Here is a 23,381-nt window from a genome sequence, read left to right on the forward strand (position 1 = left end):
CCCGGGGCCCGTCGCCGTCTCCGGACCGACGCCTACTTCACGGATCCCTCGGTGAGCCCGCCACGCCAGAAGCGTTGCAGCACGATCATCGCGATCGCCAAGGGGATGATCGACAACAGCGCGCCGCCGGTCGTCAGCTCGTAGAACTCCGGCAGGCGGTCGACCTGGCTCCGCCAGTTGTTCAGGCCCAGGGTGATCGGGTACAGCGTGCTGTCGGACAGCATGACGAGTGGCAGGAAGTAGTTGTTCCAGATCCCGACGAGCTGGAAGAGGAAGACGGTCACGAGCGCGGGCGTGAGGATCTTCAGCCCCACGGTGTGGAAGATCCGCAGCTCGCTCGCGCCGTCGATCCGTGCGGCCTCGATGAGCGAGTCGTCGATCGTCGCGTCGGCGTAGATCCGGCAGAGGAACAACCCGAACGGTGATACGAGCGACGGCAGGAGCACCGACCAGTACGTGTTCGCGAGTCCCAGCTGACTGAAGAGCAGGAACAGCGGGAGTGCTGTGGCCGTCCCCGGCACGAGGACCCCGCCGAGGATGGTGCCGAAGACGAGGTTACGCCCCCGGAACCGGTACTTCGCGAGCGCGTACCCGCCTGCCGCGGCGAGGTACGTCGCGATGAGGGCTCCCACGCCCGCATAGAGCACCGAGTTGCCGAACCAGCGGACGAAGATGCCGCCGTCGTAGGTGAGCACCTCGTGGAGGTTCGACCACAACGAGAACTCCGAGCCGAGGAGGAAGCCGTTGCTGCCGAACAGATCCTCGGTGCTCTTGGTCGCAGCGATCACCACCCAGTACACGGGCACCAGGAAGTAGACCGCGACGACGACGAGGATGCCCGTCACGAGCACCCGCATCCCCCTGGACCCACCCGGGCGCCCCTGCTGGTCGCTCAGCCGCTGGGCTCGCTTCGACGAGGTCGCGGTCGTGATGCTCCGGGTCTCGCTCATGATGCCCTCCTCGACGTCAGGCGCAGGAAGATGAACGACAGCGCGAACGCGACCAGGGCGATGAGCACCGCCTGCGCTGCGGCGACGTTGTAGTCGTTGTAGGCGAACGCGGTCGTGTAGGCGCTGAGGTTCGGCGTGTACTCGTTGTCGATCGCGGGCGACACGGTCTGCAGCACCTGGGGCTCGGCGAAGAGCTGAAGCGTGCCGATGATGGAGAACACGGTCGTGAGGATGAGCGCCGGCCGGATGAGCGGGAGCTGGATGCTCACCGCGACGCGGAACGGCCCGGCGCCGTCGACCTTCGCGGCTTCGTACACCTCGCCGGGGATGGCCTTCAACTGGGCGACGACGATCATCATGTTGTACCCGGTGTAGGTCCAGGTCACGATGTTGGCGATGGACCAGAGCACCGTGCCGGCGCCGAGGAAGTCGAGCTCGATCCCCATCGCCCCGGCGATGTCGATGATCGGGCTGAGTCCCGGGACGTAGAGGAACGACCAGAGGATCGTCGCGATCACGCCGGGGATGCCGTAGGGCAGGAAGTACACGGCCCGGAAGAACCCCGGCCACTTCGCGGAGGCGGACTCGAGGAGGAGCGCCAGCAGGGTGCACAGCGCGATCATGACCGTGACCTGCACGACGCCGAAGAGGAGCATCCGGCCGATCGAGGCGATGAAGTTGCCGTTCTCCAGGGCCTGGGCGTAGTTGGAGAACCACGCGAACTCGGTCGTGACGCCCTCCTCCCCGAAGACACCCTTCCGTGAGACACGGACGAAGCTGCTGCCGACCGCGACGATGATCGGCAGGATGAAGGTGAGGACGAAGAGCGCCAGGAACGGTCCGAGGAGCATCCATGGAGCCGCGACCGAGGTCCGGCGTCGGCGCTGCGATCCCGACCGGGACGGGTCGTCCGCCACACCCCGCGCCGGGCGTTCCGTGATGGCGCTCACGACGCCGCCTCGATCCGGAGGCCCTTGTTGCGGAACGCGGTGATGACGTCGCGCTGCCCCTGGACCACGGCGTCCACGAGGGTGCCGCCTGAGGCTTTGGCCCGGAACCCGTCGGCGAGGATGTTGAAGGTCTGCTGGGTGAGTGGCCACCACTGCCACTCGTTGTTCTGTTCCTTGGCCGCCGGCACGAAGACCTCCTCGTTGTAGTTCTGGCCACCGAAGAACTCGCTCGGCTGTTGTCGGCGGGCACCGATGTAGGCGTCGTTCGGCGACCACCCGATGCCGGAGTGCTCGATCATGGCGTCGATGCCGGCGTCGCTCGTGGTCATCCACACGGCGAACTCGAGCGCCTCCCTCGGGTGGGCGCTGTTCGCGAGGACGGCAGCCGTGGACCCGCCCTGGAAGGTCGAGCCGTACCCCTCGCTCCCCCACCGGGGCAACGGCGCGACCCGCCACTTGCCCTCGGCCCCCGAGACGCCCTGCAGGAGGGCGTCTCCCCAGCTGGCTCCGGCGAGCGACGCGATCGAGTCCTTCGCCGCAGCGGCGAACCAGGCCGGTGAGAACTGGCTGTAGGAGGTGGTCATGACGCCCTCGTCGATGGCCCGGTCGAAGAACCTGGCCGTCTCCAGGGTCGCGTCGTCCGTCATGTCCACGATCCACCGGTCGCCGTCGACACGGAACCAGGACGCGCCGGCCTGGGTCGCCATGGCCGCGAACCACGACGCGTCGTCGAGGGCGAAGCAATCCAGATACATGTCGGCGTCGCGCACCGCCCCCGCCACCTGGAACCACTCGTCCCAGGTGGCCGGGGCCTTCGCGCCCACCCGGTCGAGCAGGTCCGGGCGGTAGTAGAGCGCCATCGGACCGGAGTCCTGTGGGATCCCGTAGACCCCGTCGACGTAGGAGACCTGGTTCCAGAGGGTCTCGTTGTACCGCGACGCGACCTCGTCCGCGCCGTAGCGCCGGAGGTCGACCAACCCGTTCACGAGCAGGAACTCGGGGAGCGTCCGCATCTCGACCTGCGCGAGGTCCGGACCACCACCCGCGGCGAGCGCCGAGTAGAGCTTCTGATACCCGCCGTCGTTGCCTCCGGGGATCCACACGGCCTCGACCTGCACGTTCGGGTGGTCGGCGTTCCAGACGTCGGCGACCTTCTGGAGGTCCTTCAACCAGGCCCAGTACGTGAGCGTGATCCGTTCACCGGCGGCGGCCGGGGCGATCGTCGGACCGGTGTTCGGCGACACCGTCCCCGGGGTGGAACAGCCCGCCAGGAGTGCGGTCGCACCACCGGCTGCAGCCCAGGCCAGCAACTGTCTTCTCGTCATCGGTGACATCGATGGTCCTCACGTCGTCGTCGAGGTGGTCCATCGACGCTAACACGACCGTCCGGGCCGGCGTCGTGACCCGAACGACGGACGGGGCCCGGGAGCGTGTGCTCCCGGACCCCGTCCGTGTGGTGCCGGTGCCGGTCAGGCCGACGTCGTCAGGCCAGGCGCGCCTTGAGGTTCGCCGAGATGGTCTCGAGGAACTCCTCGGTCGTCTGGTAGGCCTGGTCGGGGCCGACGAGGAGCGCGAGGTCCTTCGTCATGGCACCGGACTCGACCGTCTTGATGACGACGTCCTCGAGGGTCGCCGCGAACTCGATGAGCTCCTGGTTGCCGTCGAGCACGCCTCGGTGCTGCAGGCCACGGGTCCACGCGAAGATCGAGGCGATCGGGTTCGTCGACGTGGGCTTGCCCTGCTGGTGCTGGCGGTAGTGGCGCGTGACGGTGCCGTGTGCGGCCTCGGCCTCCACGATCTTGCCGTCGGGCGTGGCCAGCACGCTCGTCATGAGGCCGAGCGAGCCGAAGCCCTGAGCCACGGTGTCGGACTGGACGTCGCCGTCGTAGTTCTTGCAGGCCCAGACGTAACCGCCCTCCCACTTCATGGCCGAGGCGACCATGTCGTCGATGAGTCGGTGCTCGTAGGTGATGCCGGCAGCCTCGAACCGCTCCTTGAACTCCGCGTCGAAGATCTCCTGGAAGATGTCCTTGAACCGGCCGTCGTAGGCCTTGAGGATGGTGTTCTTCGTGGAGAGGTACACCGGGTAGTTGCGGTTCAGGCCATAGTTGAGGCTGGCACGCGCGAAGTCGCGGATCGAGGCGTCGAGGTTGTACTGCACCTGTGCGATGCCGTCGCCGGGCGACTGGAAGACCTCGAACTTCTGCGGCTCCGAGCCGTCGTCGGGCGTGAACTCGACCGTGAGCTTGCCCTCGCCCTTGAATAGGAAGTCGGTCGCGCGGTACTGGTCGCCGAACGCGTGGCGGCCGATGATGATCGGCTTGTTCCACCCGGGCACGAGACGCGGGATGTTCGAGATGATGATGGGCTCGCGGAAGATGACGCCGCCGAGGATGTTGCGGATGGTGCCGTTCGGGCTCCGCCACATCTTCTTGAGACCGAACTCCTCGACACGTGCCTCGTCGGGGGTGATGGTCGCGCACTTGACGCCGACGCCGTGCTTCTGGATGGCGTGCGCGGCGTCGATCGTGATCTGGTCGTCCGTCTCATCACGCTTCTCGATGCCGAGGTCGTAGTACTCGAGGTTCACATCGAGGTAGGGGTGGATGAGCGAGTCCTTGATGAACTGCCAGATGATGCGAGTCATCTCATCGCCGTCGAGTTCGACGACGGTGCCTTCGACCTTGATCTTCGACACTGGTTGTCCTTTCTGATGCCGCCCTGAGCCGAGCGGCCTACGGAGGTGCGCACGCGGTGGAGTGCTCCGCATGGCATGGAGGAGACCGCATCCGAAAGGTGGACGGCACGGCCACGCCCTAGCTTACAAGACCTGCCAGGTCTCTTGACATCGAGACAGTTGGATCCGACGGCACCCGGACGCCCCGCTCCCCGCCTGTGGGTCGGCCGTGGATGTCGCCGCGAGGAGCGTGTCGGCGGTCCGACGGACTATCCGCGGTCCGCCGGACAGGTTAGCCTGGGCTCATGGCTGAGCTGCGTCTGGAAGAACTGTCCGCATCGACGATCGTGGCGGTCAACGCGCTCACCATGAAACCCGGGCAGGAGCAGTTCATCGCCCCGGTGTCCTACGCGGTCGCGGCCGCGGTCGTGAACCCCGCCACCTCCTGGCAGCGCGTCATCCTCGACGGCGACGAGGTCGTCGGATTCATCTCCGCCAACTTCGACCACGAGTCGGCGCAGGAGGAGTTCCGCTCCGCCCTGTGGCGCATCAACGTCGACGCCGACGACCAGGGCCGCGGCGTCGGCCGGTTCGCGGTGGCCTCGCTCATCGAGGAGGCCAAGCAGCGCGGCTTCGACCACGTCAACGTCATCTACGAGCCCGGCGACCTCGGTCCCGAGGCGTTCTTCCTCCGCGTCGGGTTCTCCCCTGTCGGCGAGACCCAGTACGGCGAGACCATCGGCAGCATCAGCCTCTGAGACGGTGAGCGGGTCGTCACCGACGGACTCGGCTGAGGCGTTCGCTGAGGCCGTGCTGGCCGTCGTCGCCGACATCCCCGAGGGCTGCGCCCTGAGTTACGGCCAGGTCGCGTCCATCATCGGGTCGAAGTCGGCGCGCGGCGTCGGTCGCGTGATGGCGCAGTACGGGCACGCCGTGCCCTGGTGGCGGGTCGTCCGGTCGGGCGGTCTCCCTCCGACGGGGCACGAGGATCGCGCCCTCGAACACTACGAGGCCGAGGGCACACCGATCGTCCCGATGAGCGGCGGGCGGTACCGCCTGGGTCGCGAGGCACTGCTGTACTGACCGGCTTCGCACCCGATCAGCCGGGCAGGTGGATCGAGACGACCGTCCCGGCACCGATCGGACTCTCGACGCGCATCGTCCCGCCGACGGCGTCGACCCGGTCCGCCAGACCGCGCAACCCGCTTCCCCGCGCGGGGTCGGCACCGCCCACCCCGTCGTCCGCGACCACGACCCGGAGCCCGCCGTCCGGATCGTCGGAGACGACCACCTCGCAGCTCGACGCCCCGGAGTACTTCGTGACGTTGGCCAGGCACTCCGAGACGACGTAGTAGACCGTCGACTCGATGAGCTGCCCGGGCCGCTCGCGGAGCTCGACGGCGACCTTGGTGACGACGGTGCACCGGCGCCCGAGTTCGGCGATCGCCGGCGCCAGTCCGCCCTCGGCCAGGAGCGCCGGGTGCAGACCTCGGGCGAGTTCGCGGAGCTCCTTGATGGCGCTCGCGAGCTGATCGATGGTGGTCTCGAGGCCGTCGGCCAGGGCGAGTTGGCCGTCGGCGCGTGCAGCGTCGCTCGCCATCCGGAGTCGCAGCGCGACGGAGAACAGCTGCTGCTGGGAGCCGTCGTGCAGGTCGCGCTCCGCCCGCCGTCGCGCTTCGTCGGCCGCCTGCACGATGCGCAACCGCGACCGGCTCACCTCGCGCAACGAGTGGCGGAGTTCAGCGGTGAGTCGTTCGTTGTCGATCATAATGCGCAGCGACGCCGACACCGACCGGAGCAACTGCGGATTGTCGAGCAGAGCCGCGTCGTGCTCGATGTACACGAGCGGCGCGTCCGCGTCGCCGACGCTCGACATCGCCCGACCGCGTGGGTCCCGGTCGGTGGTCCGCTGCGATCCCGGCCAGACGAGCCGGGCGGTGCGGTCCCCGAGGACGGTCTTCACCGCACCGTCCCAGCGGTCGTGACCGGTCTCGCTCAGCTGTCCGGTCTGCACGAGGTCGACGGCCCTGGCGCGGATCGTCCGCATCCGGATGAGACCCGTCGCGTACGCGGCAGGGACGAGCACCACCGAGAACGCGTTGAGGTCCTCGACGACGAGCCGGAGGTGCTCCGGCCATCCCCCGAGGCGGACGAGGGACCACGCGACCCCGATGACGAGCCACAACACGAACGCCACCGGCATGATGAAGGCGACCTGTCTGGCCGCTCCGCTGCTCCGCGCCCACCGCAGGAGCACGACACCCGCGACCACGACCGCGAAGGCCCCCATGACACCCGCGTGGACCCGACCGAGCGCGTCGGCCACGTCTCCGGTCGCGAGGACGGCGTACCGACTCCGCTCATGGCTCGCGTCGAGCACGTGGTTCGGGGTCACCAGGAGCGTCACGATCGCATAGGTGACGAGGTAGACCGAGGCGGTGATGACGAGCCGCCGATCGAAGCCGCGCCGCAGCCGGCCCGCCGGGAAGGCCAGGGCCAGCCACACCAGCGCGACCCCCGGGAGCACGGAGATCGACATGAGGAGCGGCCAGAGCCAGCCCGCGTCGACGCCGTACGCCCACATGTAGGCCGTCTCGGCCAGCGCGTACCCGACGATCACCCAGCCCGGAGCGGCCGTCGGAGCCAGCCACCAGATCAGCCCTGCCGCCACCAGTGCCGCGAGGTGGCCCACCAACCAGGGCAGACCGTTGCCGTCGGCGATACCCGGCTGGACGACGCCGAACACGACCGACAGGACGCACACGAGTGCGGCGGCGAGCAGGATGCCGAGTCGCAGCGGCCACGGCAGGCGCCCGCGGCCGGCCGGTGCCGGGATGGGCAGCGAGGTCGCCCGTCCGTGTGGGCGACCGTCAGCCATCCGTGTGTTCCAGCCATCGCACGACCGCGAGGACGCGGCGGTGGTCCGCCGGTGAGTCCTCGAGTCCGAGCTTGGCCAGGATGCGGCTGATGTGTGCTTCGACGGTCTTCAGACTGACGACCAGCGCCTTCGCGATGCCGGAGTTCGATCGCCCCTCGGCCATGAGGGTGAGGACTTCGCGTTCCCGCTCCGTGAGGTGGTCCAGGCCGTCGGACCGGGTCCGCTCCGCGACGAGGAGGGAGACGACCTCGGGATCCACGACGGACTCACCCGCCGCCACGCGCTCCACGGCGTCGACGAGCGTCCCGGAGTCGGCGACGCGGTCCTTCAGCAGGTAACCGGTGCCACCTCCGGAGCCGAGCGCGCGGACCGCGTAGGAGGGCACCGCGTACGTGCTCAGCAGGAGCACCCCGGCTGCGAAGCCCGACGCCCGCAACTGCTCGAGGGCGACGATGCCCTCGTCGGTGTGGGTGGGCGGCATCCGGATGTCGAGCACCACGGCGTCGAGCTGCAGCCCCGCGTCGATGCGGTCGACCAGGTCGACCGCCGACCCGAACGATCCGACCACGTCGTGACCACCCGCCTTGAGGATCTGCGCGACACCCTCACGGAGGAGCACCGCGTCGTCCGCGACGGCGACACGCAGCGAACGCGGTTCCTGACTGGTCATCCGCTCATTGTGGCAGGTCGACGAGACGAGGTGTAGTGCCCACGGGGTCACTCCGTCACCTGAGGACCCCGTGGACACGCCTGCGCGGCCCGGGTCAGCCGACCGAGGACCGCCAGGCGGCGTGCATCGCGGCGAACCGACCCGTGCCGCCGATGAGCTCCGCTGGCGCGCCGTCCTCGACCACCCGGCCGTGCTCCATCACGAGCACCCGGTCGGCGATCGCGACGGTCGACAACCGGTGCGCGATGATGATCGCGGTGCGGTCCGCGAGCAGGGTCTGCAGCGCGTCCTGGACGAGTCGCTCGCTCGGGATGTCGAGCGATGCGGTCGCCTCGTCGAGGATCAGCACGGCCGGATCCGCGAGGAACGCCCGCGCGAACGACAGGAGCTGCCGCTGTCCGGCCGAGACCCGACCACCGCGCTTGTTCACGTCGGTGTCGTAGCCGTTCGGCAACGCCTCGATGAAGGTGTGCGCGCCGACGGCCTTCGCGGCGGCGGTGATCTCCTCGATCGTCGCGTCGGGCTTGCCCAACGCGATGTTGTCGGCGACCGAGCCGGAGAACAGGTAGGCCTCCTGCGTCACCATGACGATCGCCCGACGGAGGTCCTTCGGGTGGAGGTCGCGCAGGTCGATGCCGTCGAGGCGCACCGCACCGTCGGTCGGGTCGTAGAACCGACTGATGAGCTTCGCGAGCGTCGACTTGCCCGCACCGGTCGTGCCGACGAGTGCGATGGTCTGCCCTGCCGGGATCTCGAGGTCGAATTCCGGGAGCACCACCCGGTCGGCGGCGTACGCGAACGTCACGTCGTCGAAGGTGATGCGTCCCTGCGACGTCCACAGGTCGACCGGCGCGACCGGGTCGGGCACCCCGGGACGCTCCTCGAGCACGCCGGAGATCTTCTCGAGCGCCGCAGCGGCCGACTGGTAGGAGTTGTAGAACATCGCCATCTCCTCCATCGGGTCGAAGAACCGCCGCGTGTAGAGGAGCGCCGCGAGCAGCGCTCCGATCGCGAGCTGTCCGTCCGCGACCCGGAACCCGCCGACCAGGAGCACCACGGCGACGGAGACGTTGCCGATGAACACCAGTCCGGGATCGAACACCCCGAACAGCTGGATGACCCGGGCGTTGGTGTCGCGGTACTGCTCCACGAGCTCGCCGAACGCGCGCTCGTTCCGCCGCTCCTTCCGGAACGCCTTCACAGCACGGATACCGGTCATCGCCTCCACGAAGAACACGATGAGCTTCGCCGACCGGACCCGCGACTCGCGGAACATCCGCTGCGAGCGGAGCTGGAACCAGCGCGTGAGCACGAACAGCGGGATGAGTGATCCGAGGAGGACCAGCCCGCTCACCCAGTCGACGAGGACGAGGGCCGCCGCGGTGAACCCCATGTACAGCACGCCGGACACGAGCTGATTGATCCCGGAGTCGAGCAGCTCGCGGATGGAGTCGAGGTCGCTCGTCTGCCGGGAGATGATGCGACCCGAGGTGTAGCTCTCATGGAAGTCGAGGCTGAGCCGCTGCGTCTGCAGGAACACGCGCTTCCGCAGGTCGATCAGGATCGCCTGGCTGATCCGAGCGGCGAGCACGGTGTACCAGGAGATCAGCGTCGCACCGGCGGCGCCGGTCAGCAGGTACGCGCCGACCACGAGGAAGGCCGGCATCCAGTCGGCGCGTTCCAGGACGGCCGGGAGGGCGCGGTCGATGCCGAGGGCGATCAACGCGGGCCCGGCGACCTGGGCGGCCGTCGACACCACGACGATGGTCATGGCGGCGATCACGCGCAGGCGCAGGGGCGCGAGCAGCGATCCGAGCAGGCGCAGCGAACGGCGCCGGATGTGCGCGGACTCGTCACGGGTGAGGTCGTCGCGCTCCTCACCCTCCACTCCGTGGACGGTCGTCGGCGGGGTCACAGGTTCACCTCCTGGCGGTTTGACTCTCGTTCGTCGTCTTCCAGACTCGAGATCACGTAGCGGTAATGGGCGTTGTGCTGCAACAGCTCACTGTGGCGACCCACGGCGGTGATGCGACCGTCCTCCAGGAGGGCGACGCGGTCCGCCAGGGTGACGGTGCTCGGCCGGTGGGCGACGATCAGGGCCGTGGTGGAGGCGAGCACGCGGCGGAGTGCCGCTTCGACGAGCGCCTCGGTGTCGACGTCGAGCGCCGACAACGGATCGTCCAGCACGAGCACCTCCGGCCGCGCGGCCACCGCACGCGCGAGTGCGAGCCGCTGACGCTGCCCACCGGACAGGCTGAGCCCCTCTTCACCGACCAGCGTCTCGACGCCGTTCGGCAATTCGTCGACGAACCCGGCCTGGGCGATGTCGAGCGCCTCGCGCAGGATCCGATCGGCCTCCGCGGAGTCGAGGTCGATGTCGTCCCGCCCGAGGAGGACGTTCTCCTTGACGCTCGCCGAGAAGAGGGTCGCATCCTCGAACGCCATCGCGATGTGCCGGCGCAGGTCTTCTCGGGTGAGCGCACGGATGTCGACCCCGTCGAGCAGGATCCGCCCACCCGTGACGTCGTACAGGCGGGTGGTCAGTGCCGTGATGGTCGACTTCCCGGAACCCGTCAGACCGACGAGTGCCATGGTCTCCCCAGGCTCGAGCCGGAGGTCGACGCCGTCCACCACGTCCGCATAGCGGTCGGGTGCGTCCTGGTAGCGGAAATGCACGTCCTCGAACACGAGCTCGCCGCGCGGTTCACGGATGCGTACGGGGTGCTCGGGGTCGGTGATCGTGTTGACCGAGTCGATGACCTCGAAATACCGGTCGGTCGCCGTCCGGGTGTCGAAGGTCATCGCGAGCAGGAAGCCGATCGACTCGATCGGGAACCGCAGGATCGTGGCCGTCGCGAAGAAGGCGAACAGCTGACCGACGGTGAGTTCACCGATCGACGCGAGCCAGACCCCCGCCAACAGGCAGAGCGCGAAGGCGACGTCCGGCAACAGGACGAGCCAGAACCAGATCCCCGCGATGGCCTTGGCCTTCTCGATCTCGGTCCCCCGCAGGTCCTCGGCGCGCGACGTGAAGCTCCGCAGGGCGTGCTTGCCGCGACCGAACGCCTTGAGCACCCGGATGCCGTGGACGGACTCCTCGACGGCGGTCGCCAGGTCACCCGCCTGGTCCTGGCTGCGCCGGGCGATGACCGAGTAGCGCCCCTCGAAGGTGAACCCGAACACCCACACGGGGATGGCGAGCGCGATGAAGATGAGTCCGAGCAGCCAGTTCCAGGTGAACAGGATGACGGCACCGATGACGATCGTGACGCCGTTGACGATCAGGAGCACGAAGCCGAACGAGATCCACCGGCGGATGAGTCCGAGGTCGCTGACGGCGCGGGAGAGCAGCTGTCCGCTCTGCCACCGGTCGTGGAAGGTCACGGGGAGGTCCTGCAACTTGGCGAACAGCGCATTGCGCATCCGCGCCTCGACGTGGGTCCCGGGGGTCAGTACGAACCAGCGGCGCAGCGCGATCATGACCGCCTCGAGGACACCGAGGGCGAGGACCACGAGCACAGCCGGCCAGATCTGCGCGGAGTCGCCGGTCGAGAGCGGACCGTCGACGAGCGCCTGCAGCACGAGCGGGATCGCGAGAGCCACCAGGCCGGCGACGAGCGCGGCGACCATGCCGAGCACGATCCGCGGCATGGCGGTCTTCGCGAAGGGGTAGATCCGCATCAGGGCACGGAACGTGCTCTGGCGCGGTTGGACAGGACGGCGTTCATCGCCGAGCGGAGTCATGACGGGGATTCCTTGCGAGAGCGTCGGTGACGTCGATCACCGACGGGATGATGGTCGTGGAACGGCCGGACGGCGAGGTCGCTGTGCGAGGTCGCAGCATCCGGTGACGGGCCCGGACGAGGCCGGACGGATGGTGAGGTGGACTGCCTGGCGCTCGTGCTAAGCGTCGGCGTCCGCTGCGGCGGCGCGTCCGGCTGGCGCCGGGACGGCCACGGGGCGGCGGCTCGAGGCGGAGCGGGCACGATCGACCGTCGGCGCGAGCGCGGTGTGGTTCGAGAGCGTCATGGCATCCTCCTCATCCTGTTTGGCGAGAGCCGCGGGCCGGGTGTACAGGTCGCACTCGAACGCGGGCGGCGACCGATCACGGTGAACGAGGTTCGGCGCAGCAGACCAGACTATGGGAATCGGCCATCAGCCTGCAAGGGATCCATGCGGTTGCACGCACCGGTCCGGGTGGTCCCGTCGTCAGGAGATCGGTTCGTCGACGATGCCGACGAAGGCTCCGATGCCGTCGACCTCCCGCCGACGGGCACCCTCGGGCACCGGCGGCAGCTCGTCGGCGCCGTGCCAGGAACAGGTCACCATCGAGAACTCCGGCCACCACTTCTTCGGGCGGAGCGTCTCGCTGGTGCCGCAGATCGAGCACCGCAACTCCACCCAGACCGGCCGTTTCCCGGTCCGGTTCGCGCGGGACTGCACGTACCAGGCGGGCGGGTCGGCCTGGAACGCCGCCAACTGGTCCGCCGACCAGAACGGCGGAATCCCGTGGTGTCTGGCCATCTCGAGCGGGATGTCCAATCGCTGCGCGACGGTCCTCCGGCTCAGATCCCGACCGCCGCGCGCTCCAGCCTGCTGCTCCACGATCGGCTCAGCTGACCCGCACGGACAGGCAGGTCACGCAGCCCTCGAGCTTCTCGAACTCGCTGATGTCCACCTGGACCACGGTGTAGCCGCGGTCCTCGAGCAGCGCAGCCGTCTTGGGAGCGGCTGCGGAGATGAGCACGGTGTCCTCCGCGAGTTCGACGACCGCGACGCCCTCGCGCTCGGGCACGACGAGGTGGCGACCGAAGAAGGACGGGTCCTCGACGAGGTCGGGGTGGACGAGCACGGTCCCGTCGGGAAGCGCGGTGACCGTCGACTTCAGGTGGAGGGCGGTCGTGACGGGGACCGCCACGACATCGAACCCGAGCGGCGCGAGGATGGCTCGGAGCTGCCGGACGCCTTCGGCGTTGGTGCGGCCGCTGCGACCGACGTAGACGGTCGTGCCGACCCGGAGGACGTCGCCGCCCTCGAGGGTGCCTTCGCCCTCGATCCGGTGGATCCGGAGGCCGAGCTCACGGGCGGTGGTCTCGGCTGCGACGACCTCGGGGCGACGGCTCTCTGCGCCAGGTCGGGTCACGACGGCGACGTCGCCGATCACGATGACGGCGTCCTCGATGAAGACGGAGTCCGCGAGCTGCTCGGCCCAGGAGACCTCGGTGGTGTCCCAGCCGGCGGCGTCGAACGCGGCGACGTAGGCGTCCCACTGCTTGTCGGCGAGCTCGGCATCGATCGGCGTGCGCTCCAGGTGCGTCACGAGGCCTTCGGCGAGGTTTGAGGCGGGCATGCGCACGAGCGCGATCCGGCGTCCGTCGTCGAGCACGGCGTCCTGCGTGCGGACGACCATCCAGTACACGGGGTATCCGATGAATGCCGCGGAGAGCGCGACGACGACCACGAAGACGAGGTTGAGGCTGATGAGCGTCGCGACGATGCTGCCGAGCACGGTGCTGTCGATGGGCTGCCCCGTCGTCGCCACCTGGACGATGAGGCCGAGGAGCGCTCCGATGACGGCGAGGGCGGCGCCGCCCAGCAGGGCGAGGAGTCGGTACCGGTAGAGGCCGACGACGCCCACGATCAGCAGCAGCACGAAGGTGATGATCGTGCTCTCGAAGAAGTACGGGCTCGCCTGGGCGAAGATCGTCCCGGCGAACTGGTAGCCGACGAACGTGACGAACATGACCCCCAGGAAGCCCACGACGATGGTCGCGACGGCGGCGGCGGCGGATGCGATGAGCTTGCGGCTCCAGGTGGCAGTCATCCGACAACCGTAGCCCAACGACACAGCGGCGTCGGGCCATGTGGGCCCGACGCCGCTGGGAGATCACCAAGAGCCAGCCCAGAACCCCCACAGGGGCGGGCGGCACGGCCTAGTGGAAGAAGTGACGCTCCCCCGTGAAGTACATGGTCACGCCGGCGGCTTCGGCCGCAGCGATGACCTCTTCGTCGCGGACGGAACCACCGGGCTGCACGACCGCGCGCACGCCGGCGTCGAGCAGGACCTGCAGGCCGTCCGCGAACGGGAAGAAGGCGTCCGAGGCCGCGACGGAGCCCGCCGCGCGGTCACCGGCTCGGCTCACGGCGAGGTGGCAGGAGTCGACGCGGTTGACCTGGCCCATCCCGACGCCCACGCTCGCGCTGCCCTTGGCGAGCAGGATGCCGTTGGACTTGACCGAGCGGCACGCCTTCCACGCGAAGATGAGGTCGAGCAGGGTGTCGTCGTCGGCCGGTTCGCCAGTGACGAGCGTCCAGCCCTTGGCGGTGTCCTGCGGGTCGTCGGCGAAGCGGTCCGCGTCCTGGTAGAGCAGGCCACCGGAGATCTGCCGGACCTCGCGGTCCTCACGCACGAAGTCCTCCGGCAGCTGCAGGAGCCGCAGGTTCTTCTTCGTCTTGAGCACCTCGAGCGCGGCGTCCTCGAAGCCCGGGGCGACGAGCACCTCGGTGAAGATCTCCTTGACCGTCTCGGCCATGCCGAGGGTCACGACGCGGTTGGCTGCGATGACGCCGCCGAAGGCGGAGACCGGGTCGCACTCGTGCGCCCGACGGTGGGCCGAGGCGATCGGGTCGGGTGCCTTCGGGTTCGCGAAGGCGATACCGCACGGGTTCGCGTGCTTGATGATCGCGACGGCGGGGTTGGCGAAGTCGTAGGCCGCGCGGACCGCCGCGTCGGCGTCGACGTAGTTGTTGTACGACATCTCCTTGCCGTGCAATTGCGTCGCCTGGGCGATCCCTGCACCACCCGGACGGACGTACAGCGCCGCGGCCTGGTGCGAGTTCTCGCCGTAGCGCAGCACCGCCTCGCGACGACCGGTGACGGTCAGCGTGCTGGGGAAGGCGTCCACCTCGGTCGTCTCCGTGCTCGCGAACCAAGCGGACACCGCCGCGTCGTACGAGGCGGTGTGGTCGAAGGCCTGCGCGGCGAGCGAGCGACGCTGAGCGAGCGTGGTGCCGCCGGCCGCGACGGCCTCGGTGATCAGCCCGTAGCGTTCGGGAGAGACGACGATCGCGACGTTGGCGTGGTTCTTCGCCGAGGCGCGCACCATCGCCGGCCCACCGATGTCGATCTGTTCGACGACGTCGTCACCGGCGGCGCCGCTCGCGACCGTCTCGACGAAGGGGTACAGGTTCACGACGACGAGCTGGAACGGCTCGATACCGAGCTCGGCGAGCTGGGCCTCGTGGGATTCGAGGCGCAGATCGGCGAGGAGTCCGGCGTGCACCGAGGGGTGCAGGGTCTTGACGCGACCGTCGAGCGACTCGGGGAATCCGGTGACCTCGGACACGTCGGTCACCGTGTGGCCCGCACCGCGGATGGTCGCCGCAGTGGAGCCGGTGGAGACGATCTCGACGCCCGCTGCCGCGAGTGCGCCGGCGAGCTCGAGCAGCCCGGTCTTGTCGCTGACCGAGATCAGCGCCCGGCGGACGGGGACGAGGTCGCGTTCGCGGTAGAGGCTGTGGTCGTGGCTGGGACCGCTCATGACTGGGGTGCTCCTTCTGCTGGCGGGCGGGACGCCGTGGAGAGCGCCTCGAGGTCGATGGTTCCGGTGGCGAGGTCGCGGACGGCCTGGACGAGCAGTCGACGCTCCACCGGCTTGATCCGCTCGTGGAGGCTGTGCTCCGTGTCGTCGGGCAGGACCGGGACACGCTCCTGCGAGATGATCGGACCCGCGTCGACACCGTTGTCGACGACGATGATCGATGCCCCGGTCTGCGAGGCGCCTGCCGCCAGTGCGTCCCGGACGCCGTGCGCGCCCGGGAACTCGGGGAGGTACGCGGGGTGCGTGTTGATGATGCGCGGCGAGAGGGCGTCGACGACGACGGGCGGCAGGAGGCGCATGAGGCCGCTGAGGACGAGGACGTCCGGGTTCCAGACCCGGATCTGTTCGAGGAGCGCCGCGCCCCACTCCGCCCGCGAGTCGAAGGACGAGTACGGGACGGTGAACGACGGGATGCCGAACTCCTCGGCGTGAGCAAGGCCGTCAGCCTCCCGATCGGCACCGACGGCGATGACGCGAGCGGGGAAATCCGCGTCGCGTGAGGCTTCGAGGAGGGCGCGGAGATTGGATCCGCCACCGGAGATCAGCACGACGAGTGACAGCACCAGAGCATCCTATCGGTCGCGGGCACCCCGGCCGCTCGGCTGGGCGTACAGCTCCGGGAGGCGGTCCTCATCGGCCAGATGCGTCGGACCGGCCGCCATGCCGACCACGGCCGCGATCCCGACCGTCAGCGTGGTCCACAGGCCCGTCGCCCAACCGTTCGGGCCGACCTCGATGAGGCGACCTGGGCCTGCCGCGCCCGCCGAGAGGGCGGCGAGGACACCGACGATGATGCCCGCGGTGACCCCGACGCCGAGACCGACGACCGCCAGCCGTGCGAGCCCGCCACGCCCGTCGAGGTCGGCGAGCAGACGACGGCGCAGCACCACGGCGGCGGCGAATCCGATGACGACCGGGACCACGAGGACCGCGAAACCGAGTGGGCTCTCCCCCGTCGGGATGGCGCCGAGGACCGGCACGGCCGGCATGGGCCCGACGAGCGTGCCGATCGGTGAGATCGCCGTGCCGCTCCCGATGGCGAAGCCCGCGCCGGTGATCCAGCTCATGGCCCAGATCACGAGGTTCGGGAGGTACAGGAGTTCGGCGCCGGTGACGATCGCACCACCCAGGACGCCGAACTGCGCGCTCTCGTGCAGGGAGATGATGGCACCGTAGCCGACGGCGATGAGGATGGCGGTCAGGACCGCGGAGACCGCCACCAGTCCCGTGGCTGCGAGCGCTCCACCACGCAGCGCCGCGACGATCATCGACCAGGTCCCGTCCGGCATCCGGTCCCGCATCGCGCGGAGTCCGTCGAGGATCGGATCGGCCGCGTCCTGCTCACGGAATCGGACCCACAGAGCGGCGACCACGACCCCGCCTGCGAAGCGCACGGTCGGCGCGAGGGTCCCCTGGACGATCGAGGGACGCACCGCCGGGTGGAGGGCGGTGAGGGCCACGAAGAACGAGAGCAGGGCGAACACGAACACCGACAGCACGACGGCACCCTGCCACCAGGTGCTGCGCGCCGCGCGGGCCCCGGTGCGCAGACCGAACAGGACCGTGCCGATCGTGAAGGCGAGGGGCGCCAGGGAGACGAGGAACGGCTCCATCCCAGCGGGCAGTCCGAGTTGGGTGATGAGGGCCGTGTCGAGGGTGATGCGCATGCTCGAGCCGTTGCCGAGCGCCCAGATGTCGACGGCCCCCCGCCAGAGCGCGGCCGGGTCGACGTCCAACTGGAAGTGCAGGGCCCACAGGGCGAGGAGTGGGACGAGTGCGACACCGATGCCGATGGCCACGGCGAGGGTGGCATCGAGGGCGGCGAGGAGGGCGACGGTCAGACGGTTCATGCGCCTTCGACCCTACCTGGAGCCGCGCCCGCGGATGGTCAGGCACACGGCGTGCGTGGGCCGAAACGCCACGACGCGACGCCCGAACCGGGCGCCGCGTCGTGGTCGCAGTCGAGCTGCGGGTGTTACAGCGAGGCGATGATCTCACGCATGAGGTCGGCGGTCTCGCTCGGCGTCTTGCCGACCTTGACGCCAGCGGCCTCGAGGGCCTCCTTCTTCGCCTGCGCGGTGCCTGCGGAACCCGAGACGATCGCGCCGGCGTGGCCCATCGTCTTGCCCTCGGGCGCGGTGAAGCCCGCGACGTAGCCGACGACCGGCTTGGTGACGTTCGCCTTGATGAAATCGGCCGCGCGCTCCTCGGCGTCGCCACCGATCTCACCGATCATGACGATGGCCTTGGTCTCGGGGTCGGCCTCGAACGCGGCGAGCGCGTCGATGTGCGTCGTGCCGATGATCGGGTCGCCGCCGATGCCGATCGCCGTCGAGAACCCGATCTCGCGCAGCTCGTACATCATCTGGTACGTGAGGGTGCCCGACTTCGACACGAGGCCGATCGGTCCCTTGCCGGCGATGTTCGCGGGCGTGATGCCGACGAGGGACTCACCAGGCGTGATGATGCCGGGGCAGTTGGGGCCGATGATGCGGGTCTTGGAGCCCTTCGACTGGGCGTAGGCCCAGAACTCGGCGGAGTCGCCGACCGGCACACCCTCGGTGATGATGACGAGCAGCGGGATCTCGGCGTCGATGGCCTCGATGACCGCGTCCTTGGTGAAGGCCGGGGGCACGAAGGCGATCGACACGTCTGCGCCGGTCTCCTTGATGGCCTCGGCGACCGTGCCGAACACTGGCAGCTCGACGCCACCGTCGTGGGTGACGGTCGTGCCGGCCTTGCGGGCGTTGACGCCGCCGACGACCTGGGTGCCGGCCTTCAGCATGAGCGCCGTGTGCTTGGTGCCCTCGCCTCCGGTGATGCCCTGGACGATGACCTTGGAGTCCTTGTTGAGGAAGATTGACATGCTTGTGCGATCCCTTACTTCGAAGCCAGCTCGGCGGCCTTGTCGGCGCCTTCGTCCATGGTTGCGGCGAGCGTGATGAGCGGGTGCGCGGCGGCGGCGAGGATCTCGCGGCCTTCCGCGACCTTGTTGCCGTCGAGACGGACCACGAGCGGCTTGGTCGCTGCGTCCCCGAGGATCTCGAGCGCCTTCACGATGCCGTTCGCGACCGCGTCGCAGGCGGTGATGCCACCGAAGACGTTGACGAACACGCTCTTCACCTGGGCGTCGCCGAGGATGACGTCGAGGCCGGCTGCCATGACCTCGGCCGAGGCGCCGCCGCCGATGTCGAGGAAGTTGGCCGGCTTCACGCCGCCGTGCTGCTCGCCCGCGTAGGCGACGACGTCGAGCGTGGACATGACGAGCCCAGCGCCGTTGCCGATGATGCCGACCTCGCCGTCGAGCTTGACGTAGTTGAGGTCGTTCTCCTTGGCCTTGAGCTCCAGGGGGTCCTCGGCTGCGGTGTCTTCGAGTTCGGCGTGGTTCGGGTGACGGAAGGCGGCGTTCTCGTCGAGCGAGACCTTGCCGTCGAGGGCGACGATGCGCCCCTCCTCCGTGAGGACGAGCGGGTTGACCTCGACGAGCGTCGCGTCCTCACCCTTGTAGACGTCGTAGAGCTTCACGAAGACGTCGGAGACCTGGTCGACGAGCTCCTCGGGGAAGTTCGCAGCCTTCGCGATCTCGACCGCGGCCGCCTTGTCGACACCGGTGAGCGGGTTCACCTCGATGCGCGCGAGTGCCTCGGGCTTCTCGACCGCGAGCTGCTCGATCTCCATGCCGCCCTCGACGCTCGTGAGCGACAGGTAGGACCGGTTGGCGCGGTCGAGCAGCACCGAGAAGTAGAACTCCTGGGCGATGCGTGCGCCGGCCGCGACCATCACGCGCTTGACGACGTGACCCTTGATGTCGAGTCCGAGGATGGACTTCGCCGCCTCGTAGGCCTCGTCGGGGGTCTTGGCGACCTTGACGCCGCCGGCCTTGCCGCGGCCTCCGACCTTCACCTGGGCCTTGACGACGACCACGCCGCCGAGACGCTCGGCCGCGGCCCGCACCTCGTCCGGGGTGTCGGCGATGATGCCGGCGAGGACCGGCACCTCGTACTGCTCGAACAGGTCTCGTGCCTGATACTCGTAAAGATCCACGTGTCATTCCCATCCGCGCTTCGCGCGTTCTGCTGTGATTGTCGTGGCGATTTTCGGCCGCGCGTTATCTCGGCGGCGAGAGAAAAAGGGCCAGTGACGACTCTACCCCCAGCGCTGCGCCGCAACCGGACGTTCGCAGTGAACGACTAAGGTCGGGTCCATGACCGGCATGGCGGACCTCGCTCGCGAGGGCATCCTCGTCGCCGGCGCCGGACGGGCCATCCTGCTCCAGATCGCAGACCCCTCGGTCGCAGCCGGGGTGGCGCGGCACAGCGACTTCGGCTCCCGCCCGCTCGACCGGCTGCACGCCACCCTCACCTTCGTCTACGCGCTCGCCCTCGGTACGCCGGACGAGCAGCGGAGCGCGGCCCGGCGGGTGAACCACGCCCACGCGCCCGTCCGCGCTCAGCCGGGCGAGGCCGCCCCGGGGTACTCGGCCTTCGACCACGACGCGCAACTCTGGGTCGCGGCCACGCTGTACGACACCGCCGTCCAGGTCTACGAGCTCGTGTTCGGCCCGCTCGACGAGGAGTCGCGGGAGCGCCTGCACCGTGAGTACGCGATCGTGGGGACGAGCCTGCAGCTCCCGCCCGACCGCTGGCCTCCGACCCGGGCCGCGTTCGACGAGTACTTCGCAGCCCGGGTCGCGGGACTCCACGTCACCGCGGAGGCACGCCGCGTCTCGGTCGAGCTCATGACCGCGCGTGCGGCGCCCCTCCCCGTCCGGTGTCTGCTCCCCCTCGTCCGGCTCGTGACGGCGGGACTGCTTCCCGACGGATTGCGGAGCGCCTACGGGTTCCGTTTCACACCCCGGCAGCAGCGTCGCTTCGCGCGGCGGGTCGCCGCAGCGCGGGCCGTCTGGCCGCGTCTTCCGCAGCGATTGCGCGCGGCACCCTCCGCCTGGTACCTCCGGGCGATGCGAGAGCGGGATCGCACGGACGCGGCCCGCCACCTCGGCTGACGACGTTCCAGGACCGCCCTCCACAGCCCACTGGCGGAGCAGTCCCGTCCACATTCGGATCCTCGCCCGGCTGACCGAGGTACCGCGGTTCGCACGATGGGGGCATGACAACACACCACCTCCCCCAGACCGGCCGCCTCCTCGGCGGCAGACCGCGGATCCTCCGGCTCCTGGCGGCCGTCCCGATCCTGTTGACGCTCGTCCTCGGCATCGTCCTCGGCGGCGCCACCGCGTCCTCCGCCCTGACCGCGACCGGCGCCGCCTACGGCCACCGCGACGCCTCGAACGGCCGCTGGCTCGGCTCGTGGGCCTTCGACGACGGGACGGTCGGGTTCTGCATCAACCTCGACCTCCCGATCCCGCCGGGTCACGCCTACGAGCACGTCGACGGATCATCGCTCGGCTGGTTCACCCCTGAGGACGCCGCCCGCCTGGCCTACCTCTCGCGACACTGGGGTGCCAGCCAGGACGCCGACGAGGCGGCCGCTGGACAGCTCGCCACCTGGATCATCACCGGCCTGAACGGGTGGACACCGGCGCAGATCGCCGCTCGGGCAGGAGCGAGCGCCGACCGCGTGCTGGCACGGGCCCATCAGATGCTCGCCGAGGCCGACGGGCCCGGCGGCGCGAGTCGGGGAGCGAGCGCCACCATGTCCATCGAACGCGGCGAGGACGGATTCGACCTCGTCCGAACGGAACTCGCCGTCGACTTCGTCTCCTCCGGCGTCACCACCCTGCCACCGGGTACCCACACCGGGACGGTCACCCTCGACGGCGCGACCTTCGAGGACGGCACCTCCGAGCGGGCCGTCGGGAACGGTGAGAGCCTGCGGATCCTGCCGAGCACCGATGCCGCCGTCGTGGCGTTCTCAGCGAACGCCACCTTCGATGAGCTGCCCTACGGTGCCGGGCTCACGATCGCTCGAAGCGCCGCCAACGTGCAGAGCGTCCTCATCGCCCGCCCGATCACGGTCGCCGCAGGGGCGAGCGCAGACCGCGAGCGCCCGACACCACTCCCCTTCCAGCCGGTCGTCGTCACCACCACCTCGCATGCGACGGCGACACCGGGAACCGAGATCACCGACCGGCTGTCGGTCGGGATCGCGACCGACTCGGGCCTCGCCGCGGAGTGGGGCCTCATCGGACCGGAGGGTGGACCGTACACGCCGATCCCGGTGACCGTCCGCAGCCAGCTGCTCGGTCCGTTCGCGGAGCGCCCGGTCGAGGCACCAGAGGTCCCGCTCGGAGCACCGGTGGTCTGCGAGGTCGAGACGCTCGTGGATGCAGGCCCCGGCGAGTACACGACACCGTCCTGCGTCCTTCCCGAGGACGGCTACTACGTCTGGGTCGAACGCATCGAGCCGAGCGACACCCTGCCGGAGAACGGCGGCGCGATGATCCGCCCCTGGCGATCCGCCTTCGGGGTCGCGTCGGAGATCACACTCGCCTCGACACCGACCGTGCCCGAAGCGCGCCTCGCCGAGACCGGCGCCGACGACCACTCCCTGCTCACGGCCGGCTCTGCGGCGATCGGGGCGCTTGCGCTCGGCGGTATCCTGCTCGCTCTCCGTCGGCGGATCACTCCGAGTGGAGCGGGTGCGACGCTCAGCGCACGTCGAGGAGGGGTGCGAGCTGGGCGCGGTCGACGTCCAGCCACGGCGCCGCAGGGTTCACGATGATCCCGGTGATGCCCTCGTCGCTCCGGAGCGCAGCCGCCAGTTCCGCGGCGGTCACGGGATACGCGTCGTCGCCGCGGCCGAGCGCCGCGATCTCGATGGGCGAGGTGAAGACCTCGAGCAGGCGGCGGTCCCCGAGCCGGGTCTCCGCGATGCCGACGGTCTTGCGGTTACCCTCCTCGTCCATCTCTGCTCGTCCCGCCACGAATCCGCCGTGTGCGGCGAGTGCCGCCACCAGCTGCTGGAGGGCATCGGCGTCGCGAGGCTGGGCGAGCGCCTGCTTGGCGAGGTCGTTGTTCCGGCCGTCGCCGAAGAGGCGGGCGATGAGTGTCTTCGGGACGACGGCACTCGCCTTCCCGTCGGCGGGGTTGAGCACGATGCCGGCGTAGCCTTCGCCGGCCGCCTGACGCAGCGCCCACACCGCGTCCACCGCGACCCCGGAGACGGGGCCCTCGGCCGTCCGCGTCTTCTCGAGCTCGCGAGGCGAGGTGAAGGCGAGGAGGTAGACGGCCCCCTCCGGGTCGCGGTGGACGCCGAGCGGGACGCGTCCCGCGGCCTTGTCCTCCTCCGAGACACCGTCGAGGCTCGTGGACAGCAGGAGCTTGCCCTGGATGCTCTGGCGCAGGACATGCATCATCGCACGCTCGTCACCGCCTTCGGCCAGGGCCGTGAGCGCCTGGGCGAGGTCGACGTTCGTGTCGGGCTCCCCGGCCGCGGGCGCCGGAGCGGCCGCCGGGGCAGCCGGCACCGATACGGGGGACTCAGGTGTCCGTGCGGCGGAACTGACCGTCGTGACCGAGATGGGAACGTGCGGAACCGGTTCGGTGACCGCGGGGGTCGTGTCCTCCTCGGTTTCCCGGGCGGAGGTCGCTGCCTCCGCCGCTGCGGATCGGGCATCGGACGCGTTGCGCTTGGAGAACAGAGCCATGATGCCTCAGCCTAGAGGCTTCGCCAGGACTGGGGAACCTGATGCC

General features: G+C 69.6%; 21 protein-coding genes. 4 read left to right on the plus strand and 17 right to left on the minus strand.

All coding sequences use genetic code 11. The features are described 5' to 3' along the window. Nucleotides 1-32: 32 nt before the first annotated feature. The 4 genes from AC4PMY_RS03855 to AC4PMY_RS03870 all read right to left on the minus strand — a co-directional run bounded on the left by AC4PMY_RS03855 (nucleotide 33) and on the right by AC4PMY_RS03870 (nucleotide 4,598). The gene (locus tag AC4PMY_RS03855) at nucleotides 33-950 is read right to left on the minus strand and encodes a carbohydrate ABC transporter permease (protein ID WP_082916227.1); all 918 of its coding nucleotides are present in this window, start codon (nucleotides 948-950) and stop codon (nucleotides 33-35) included. Further along, entirely contained in the window at nucleotides 947-1,801 is an 855-nt protein-coding gene (locus AC4PMY_RS03860; RefSeq protein WP_079003857.1) for a carbohydrate ABC transporter permease, read from the minus strand. The genes AC4PMY_RS03855 and AC4PMY_RS03860 overlap by 4 nt, the downstream gene beginning before the upstream one ends. Before the next feature lie 95 nt (nucleotides 1,802-1,896). Next, the gene (locus AC4PMY_RS03865) at nucleotides 1,897-3,234 is read right to left on the minus strand and encodes an ABC transporter substrate-binding protein (RefSeq protein ID WP_491622057.1); all 1,338 of its coding nucleotides are present in this window, start codon (nucleotides 3,232-3,234) and stop codon (nucleotides 1,897-1,899) included. 149 nt (nucleotides 3,235-3,383) lie between these two features. Next, the gene (locus tag AC4PMY_RS03870) at nucleotides 3,384-4,598 is read right to left on the minus strand and encodes an NADP-dependent isocitrate dehydrogenase (protein WP_064296642.1); all 1,215 of its coding nucleotides are present in this window, start codon (nucleotides 4,596-4,598) and stop codon (nucleotides 3,384-3,386) included. Between the two features lie 284 nt (nucleotides 4,599-4,882). Here AC4PMY_RS03870 and AC4PMY_RS03875 point away from each other — a divergent pair, with 284 nt between their 5' ends. Together AC4PMY_RS03875 and AC4PMY_RS03880 are read left to right on the plus strand one after the other, a co-directional pair. Beyond that, on the plus strand, nucleotides 4,883-5,335 hold the full coding sequence (locus AC4PMY_RS03875) for a GNAT family N-acetyltransferase (RefSeq protein ID WP_079001745.1): 453 nt from the start codon (nucleotides 4,883-4,885) through the stop codon (nucleotides 5,333-5,335). A gap of 4 nt (nucleotides 5,336-5,339) precedes the next feature. After that, the gene (locus AC4PMY_RS03880) at nucleotides 5,340-5,660 is read left to right on the plus strand and encodes an MGMT family protein (RefSeq protein WP_064296644.1); all 321 of its coding nucleotides are present in this window, start codon (nucleotides 5,340-5,342) and stop codon (nucleotides 5,658-5,660) included. A 16-nt stretch (nucleotides 5,661-5,676) separates the two neighbouring features. On the opposite strand, the gene AC4PMY_RS03885 is transcribed toward AC4PMY_RS03880, so the two are convergent. The 12 genes from AC4PMY_RS03885 to sucC all read right to left on the minus strand — a co-directional run bounded on the left by AC4PMY_RS03885 (nucleotide 5,677) and on the right by sucC (nucleotide 19,770). After that, entirely contained in the window at nucleotides 5,677-7,455 is a 1,779-nt protein-coding gene (locus AC4PMY_RS03885; RefSeq protein WP_071259452.1) for a sensor histidine kinase, read from the minus strand. Then, nucleotides 7,448-8,125, minus strand: a complete 678-nt coding sequence (locus AC4PMY_RS03890) for a LuxR C-terminal-related transcriptional regulator (protein WP_064296646.1) — start codon at nucleotides 8,123-8,125, stop codon at nucleotides 7,448-7,450. Before AC4PMY_RS03890 ends, AC4PMY_RS03885 begins: the two co-directional genes overlap by 8 nt. A gap of 94 nt (nucleotides 8,126-8,219) precedes the next feature. Next, complete coding sequence (locus AC4PMY_RS03895) at nucleotides 8,220-10,040, minus strand: ABC transporter ATP-binding protein (RefSeq protein WP_064296647.1); 1,821 nt, start codon at nucleotides 10,038-10,040, stop codon at nucleotides 8,220-8,222. Then, nucleotides 10,037-11,806: an ABC transporter ATP-binding protein gene (locus AC4PMY_RS03900; RefSeq protein ID WP_254773559.1), complete on the minus strand. Its 1,770-nt coding sequence runs from the start codon at nucleotides 11,804-11,806 to the stop codon at nucleotides 10,037-10,039. Before AC4PMY_RS03900 ends, AC4PMY_RS03895 begins: the two co-directional genes overlap by 4 nt. Before the next feature lie 222 nt (nucleotides 11,807-12,028). Continuing rightward, nucleotides 12,029-12,154 (minus strand): hypothetical protein, encoded by a 126-nt coding sequence (locus AC4PMY_RS03905; RefSeq protein ID WP_255376697.1) that lies wholly within the window; start codon nucleotides 12,152-12,154, stop codon nucleotides 12,029-12,031. Nucleotides 12,155-12,334: 180 nt separating this feature from the next. Further along, nucleotides 12,335-12,649: a hypothetical protein gene (locus AC4PMY_RS03910; RefSeq protein ID WP_071259810.1), complete on the minus strand. Its 315-nt coding sequence runs from the start codon at nucleotides 12,647-12,649 to the stop codon at nucleotides 12,335-12,337. Between the two features lie 88 nt (nucleotides 12,650-12,737). Next, complete coding sequence (ddaH, locus tag AC4PMY_RS03915) at nucleotides 12,738-13,949, minus strand: dimethylargininase (RefSeq protein WP_071259456.1); 1,212 nt, start codon at nucleotides 13,947-13,949, stop codon at nucleotides 12,738-12,740. A gap of 109 nt (nucleotides 13,950-14,058) precedes the next feature. Continuing rightward, complete coding sequence (gene purH / locus AC4PMY_RS03920) at nucleotides 14,059-15,666, minus strand: bifunctional phosphoribosylaminoimidazolecarboxamide formyltransferase/IMP cyclohydrolase (protein ID WP_071259458.1); 1,608 nt, start codon at nucleotides 15,664-15,666, stop codon at nucleotides 14,059-14,061. Beyond that, nucleotides 15,663-16,289: a phosphoribosylglycinamide formyltransferase gene (gene purN / locus AC4PMY_RS03925; protein ID WP_064296651.1), complete on the minus strand. Its 627-nt coding sequence runs from the start codon at nucleotides 16,287-16,289 to the stop codon at nucleotides 15,663-15,665. The genes purH and purN overlap by 4 nt, the downstream gene beginning before the upstream one ends. A 9-nt stretch (nucleotides 16,290-16,298) precedes the next feature. Further along, nucleotides 16,299-17,576 (minus strand): cell division protein PerM, encoded by a 1,278-nt coding sequence (locus AC4PMY_RS03930; RefSeq protein WP_071259460.1) that lies wholly within the window; start codon nucleotides 17,574-17,576, stop codon nucleotides 16,299-16,301. 125 nt (nucleotides 17,577-17,701) lie between these two features. After that, on the minus strand, nucleotides 17,702-18,592 hold the full coding sequence (sucD, locus tag AC4PMY_RS03935; protein WP_064296653.1) for a succinate--CoA ligase subunit alpha: 891 nt from the start codon (nucleotides 18,590-18,592) through the stop codon (nucleotides 17,702-17,704). Nucleotides 18,593-18,606: 14 nt separating this feature from the next. Further along, a complete protein-coding gene (gene sucC, locus AC4PMY_RS03940; RefSeq protein WP_064296654.1) occupies nucleotides 18,607-19,770 on the minus strand; it encodes an ADP-forming succinate--CoA ligase subunit beta in 1,164 nt (387 codons plus the stop codon). 160 nt (nucleotides 19,771-19,930) lie between these two features. Here sucC and AC4PMY_RS03945 point away from each other — a divergent pair, with 160 nt between their 5' ends. Further along, nucleotides 19,931-20,731, plus strand: coding sequence for an oxygenase MpaB family protein (locus AC4PMY_RS03945; protein WP_071259462.1), 801 nt, complete (start codon nucleotides 19,931-19,933; stop codon nucleotides 20,729-20,731). A gap of 104 nt (nucleotides 20,732-20,835) precedes the next feature. After that, nucleotides 20,836-22,410 (plus strand): thioester domain-containing protein, encoded by a 1,575-nt coding sequence (locus tag AC4PMY_RS03950; RefSeq protein WP_071259464.1) that lies wholly within the window; start codon nucleotides 20,836-20,838, stop codon nucleotides 22,408-22,410. On the opposite strand, the gene AC4PMY_RS03955 is transcribed toward AC4PMY_RS03950, so the two are convergent. Next, complete coding sequence (locus AC4PMY_RS03955; protein WP_071259466.1) at nucleotides 22,337-23,335, minus strand: SseB family protein; 999 nt, start codon at nucleotides 23,333-23,335, stop codon at nucleotides 22,337-22,339. The two genes, AC4PMY_RS03950 and AC4PMY_RS03955, sit on opposite strands and share 74 nt — an antisense overlap. Nucleotides 23,336-23,381: the final 46 nt, after the last annotated feature.

It is taken from the genome of Plantibacter sp. MDV22-iso1, from assembly GCF_058408345.1.

Bases quoted from the DNA above. Each gene is read 5' to 3' on its own strand.
- AC4PMY_RS03950 (WP_071259464.1), top strand. From the start codon at position 20,836: ATGACAACACACCACCTCCCCCAGACCGGCCGCCTCCTCGGCGGCAGA.
- AC4PMY_RS03890 (WP_064296646.1), bottom strand. From the start codon at position 8,125: ATGACCAGTCAGGAACCGCGTTCGCTGCGTGTCGCCGTCGCGGACGAC.
- AC4PMY_RS03905 (WP_255376697.1), bottom strand. From the start codon at position 12,154: ATGACGCTCTCGAACCACACCGCGCTCGCGCCGACGGTCGATCGTGCC.
- AC4PMY_RS03900 (WP_254773559.1), bottom strand. From the start codon at position 11,806: ATGCGGATCTACCCCTTCGCGAAGACCGCCATGCCGCGGATCGTGCTC.
- AC4PMY_RS03910 (WP_071259810.1), bottom strand. From the start codon at position 12,649: ATGGCCAGACACCACGGGATTCCGCCGTTCTGGTCGGCGGACCAGTTG.
- AC4PMY_RS03875 (WP_079001745.1), top strand. From the start codon at position 4,883: ATGGCTGAGCTGCGTCTGGAAGAACTGTCCGCATCGACGATCGTGGCG.
- AC4PMY_RS03955 (WP_071259466.1), bottom strand. From the start codon at position 23,335: ATGGCTCTGTTCTCCAAGCGCAACGCGTCCGATGCCCGATCCGCAGCG.
- sucD (WP_064296653.1), bottom strand. From the start codon at position 18,592: ATGTCAATCTTCCTCAACAAGGACTCCAAGGTCATCGTCCAGGGCATC.
- AC4PMY_RS03865 (WP_491622057.1), bottom strand. From the start codon at position 3,234: ATGTCACCGATGACGAGAAGACAGTTGCTGGCCTGGGCTGCAGCCGGT.
- AC4PMY_RS03945 (WP_071259462.1), top strand. From the start codon at position 19,931: ATGACCGGCATGGCGGACCTCGCTCGCGAGGGCATCCTCGTCGCCGGC.
- AC4PMY_RS03885 (WP_071259452.1), bottom strand. From the start codon at position 7,455: ATGGCTGACGGTCGCCCACACGGACGGGCGACCTCGCTGCCCATCCCG.
- AC4PMY_RS03930 (WP_071259460.1), bottom strand. From the start codon at position 17,576: ATGAACCGTCTGACCGTCGCCCTCCTCGCCGCCCTCGATGCCACCCTC.
- AC4PMY_RS03855 (WP_082916227.1), bottom strand. From the start codon at position 950: ATGAGCGAGACCCGGAGCATCACGACCGCGACCTCGTCGAAGCGAGCC.
- AC4PMY_RS03860 (WP_079003857.1), bottom strand. From the start codon at position 1,801: ATGCTCCTCGGACCGTTCCTGGCGCTCTTCGTCCTCACCTTCATCCTG.
- ddaH (WP_071259456.1), bottom strand. From the start codon at position 13,949: ATGACTGCCACCTGGAGCCGCAAGCTCATCGCATCCGCCGCCGCCGCC.
- purH (WP_071259458.1), bottom strand. From the start codon at position 15,666: ATGAGCGGTCCCAGCCACGACCACAGCCTCTACCGCGAACGCGACCTC.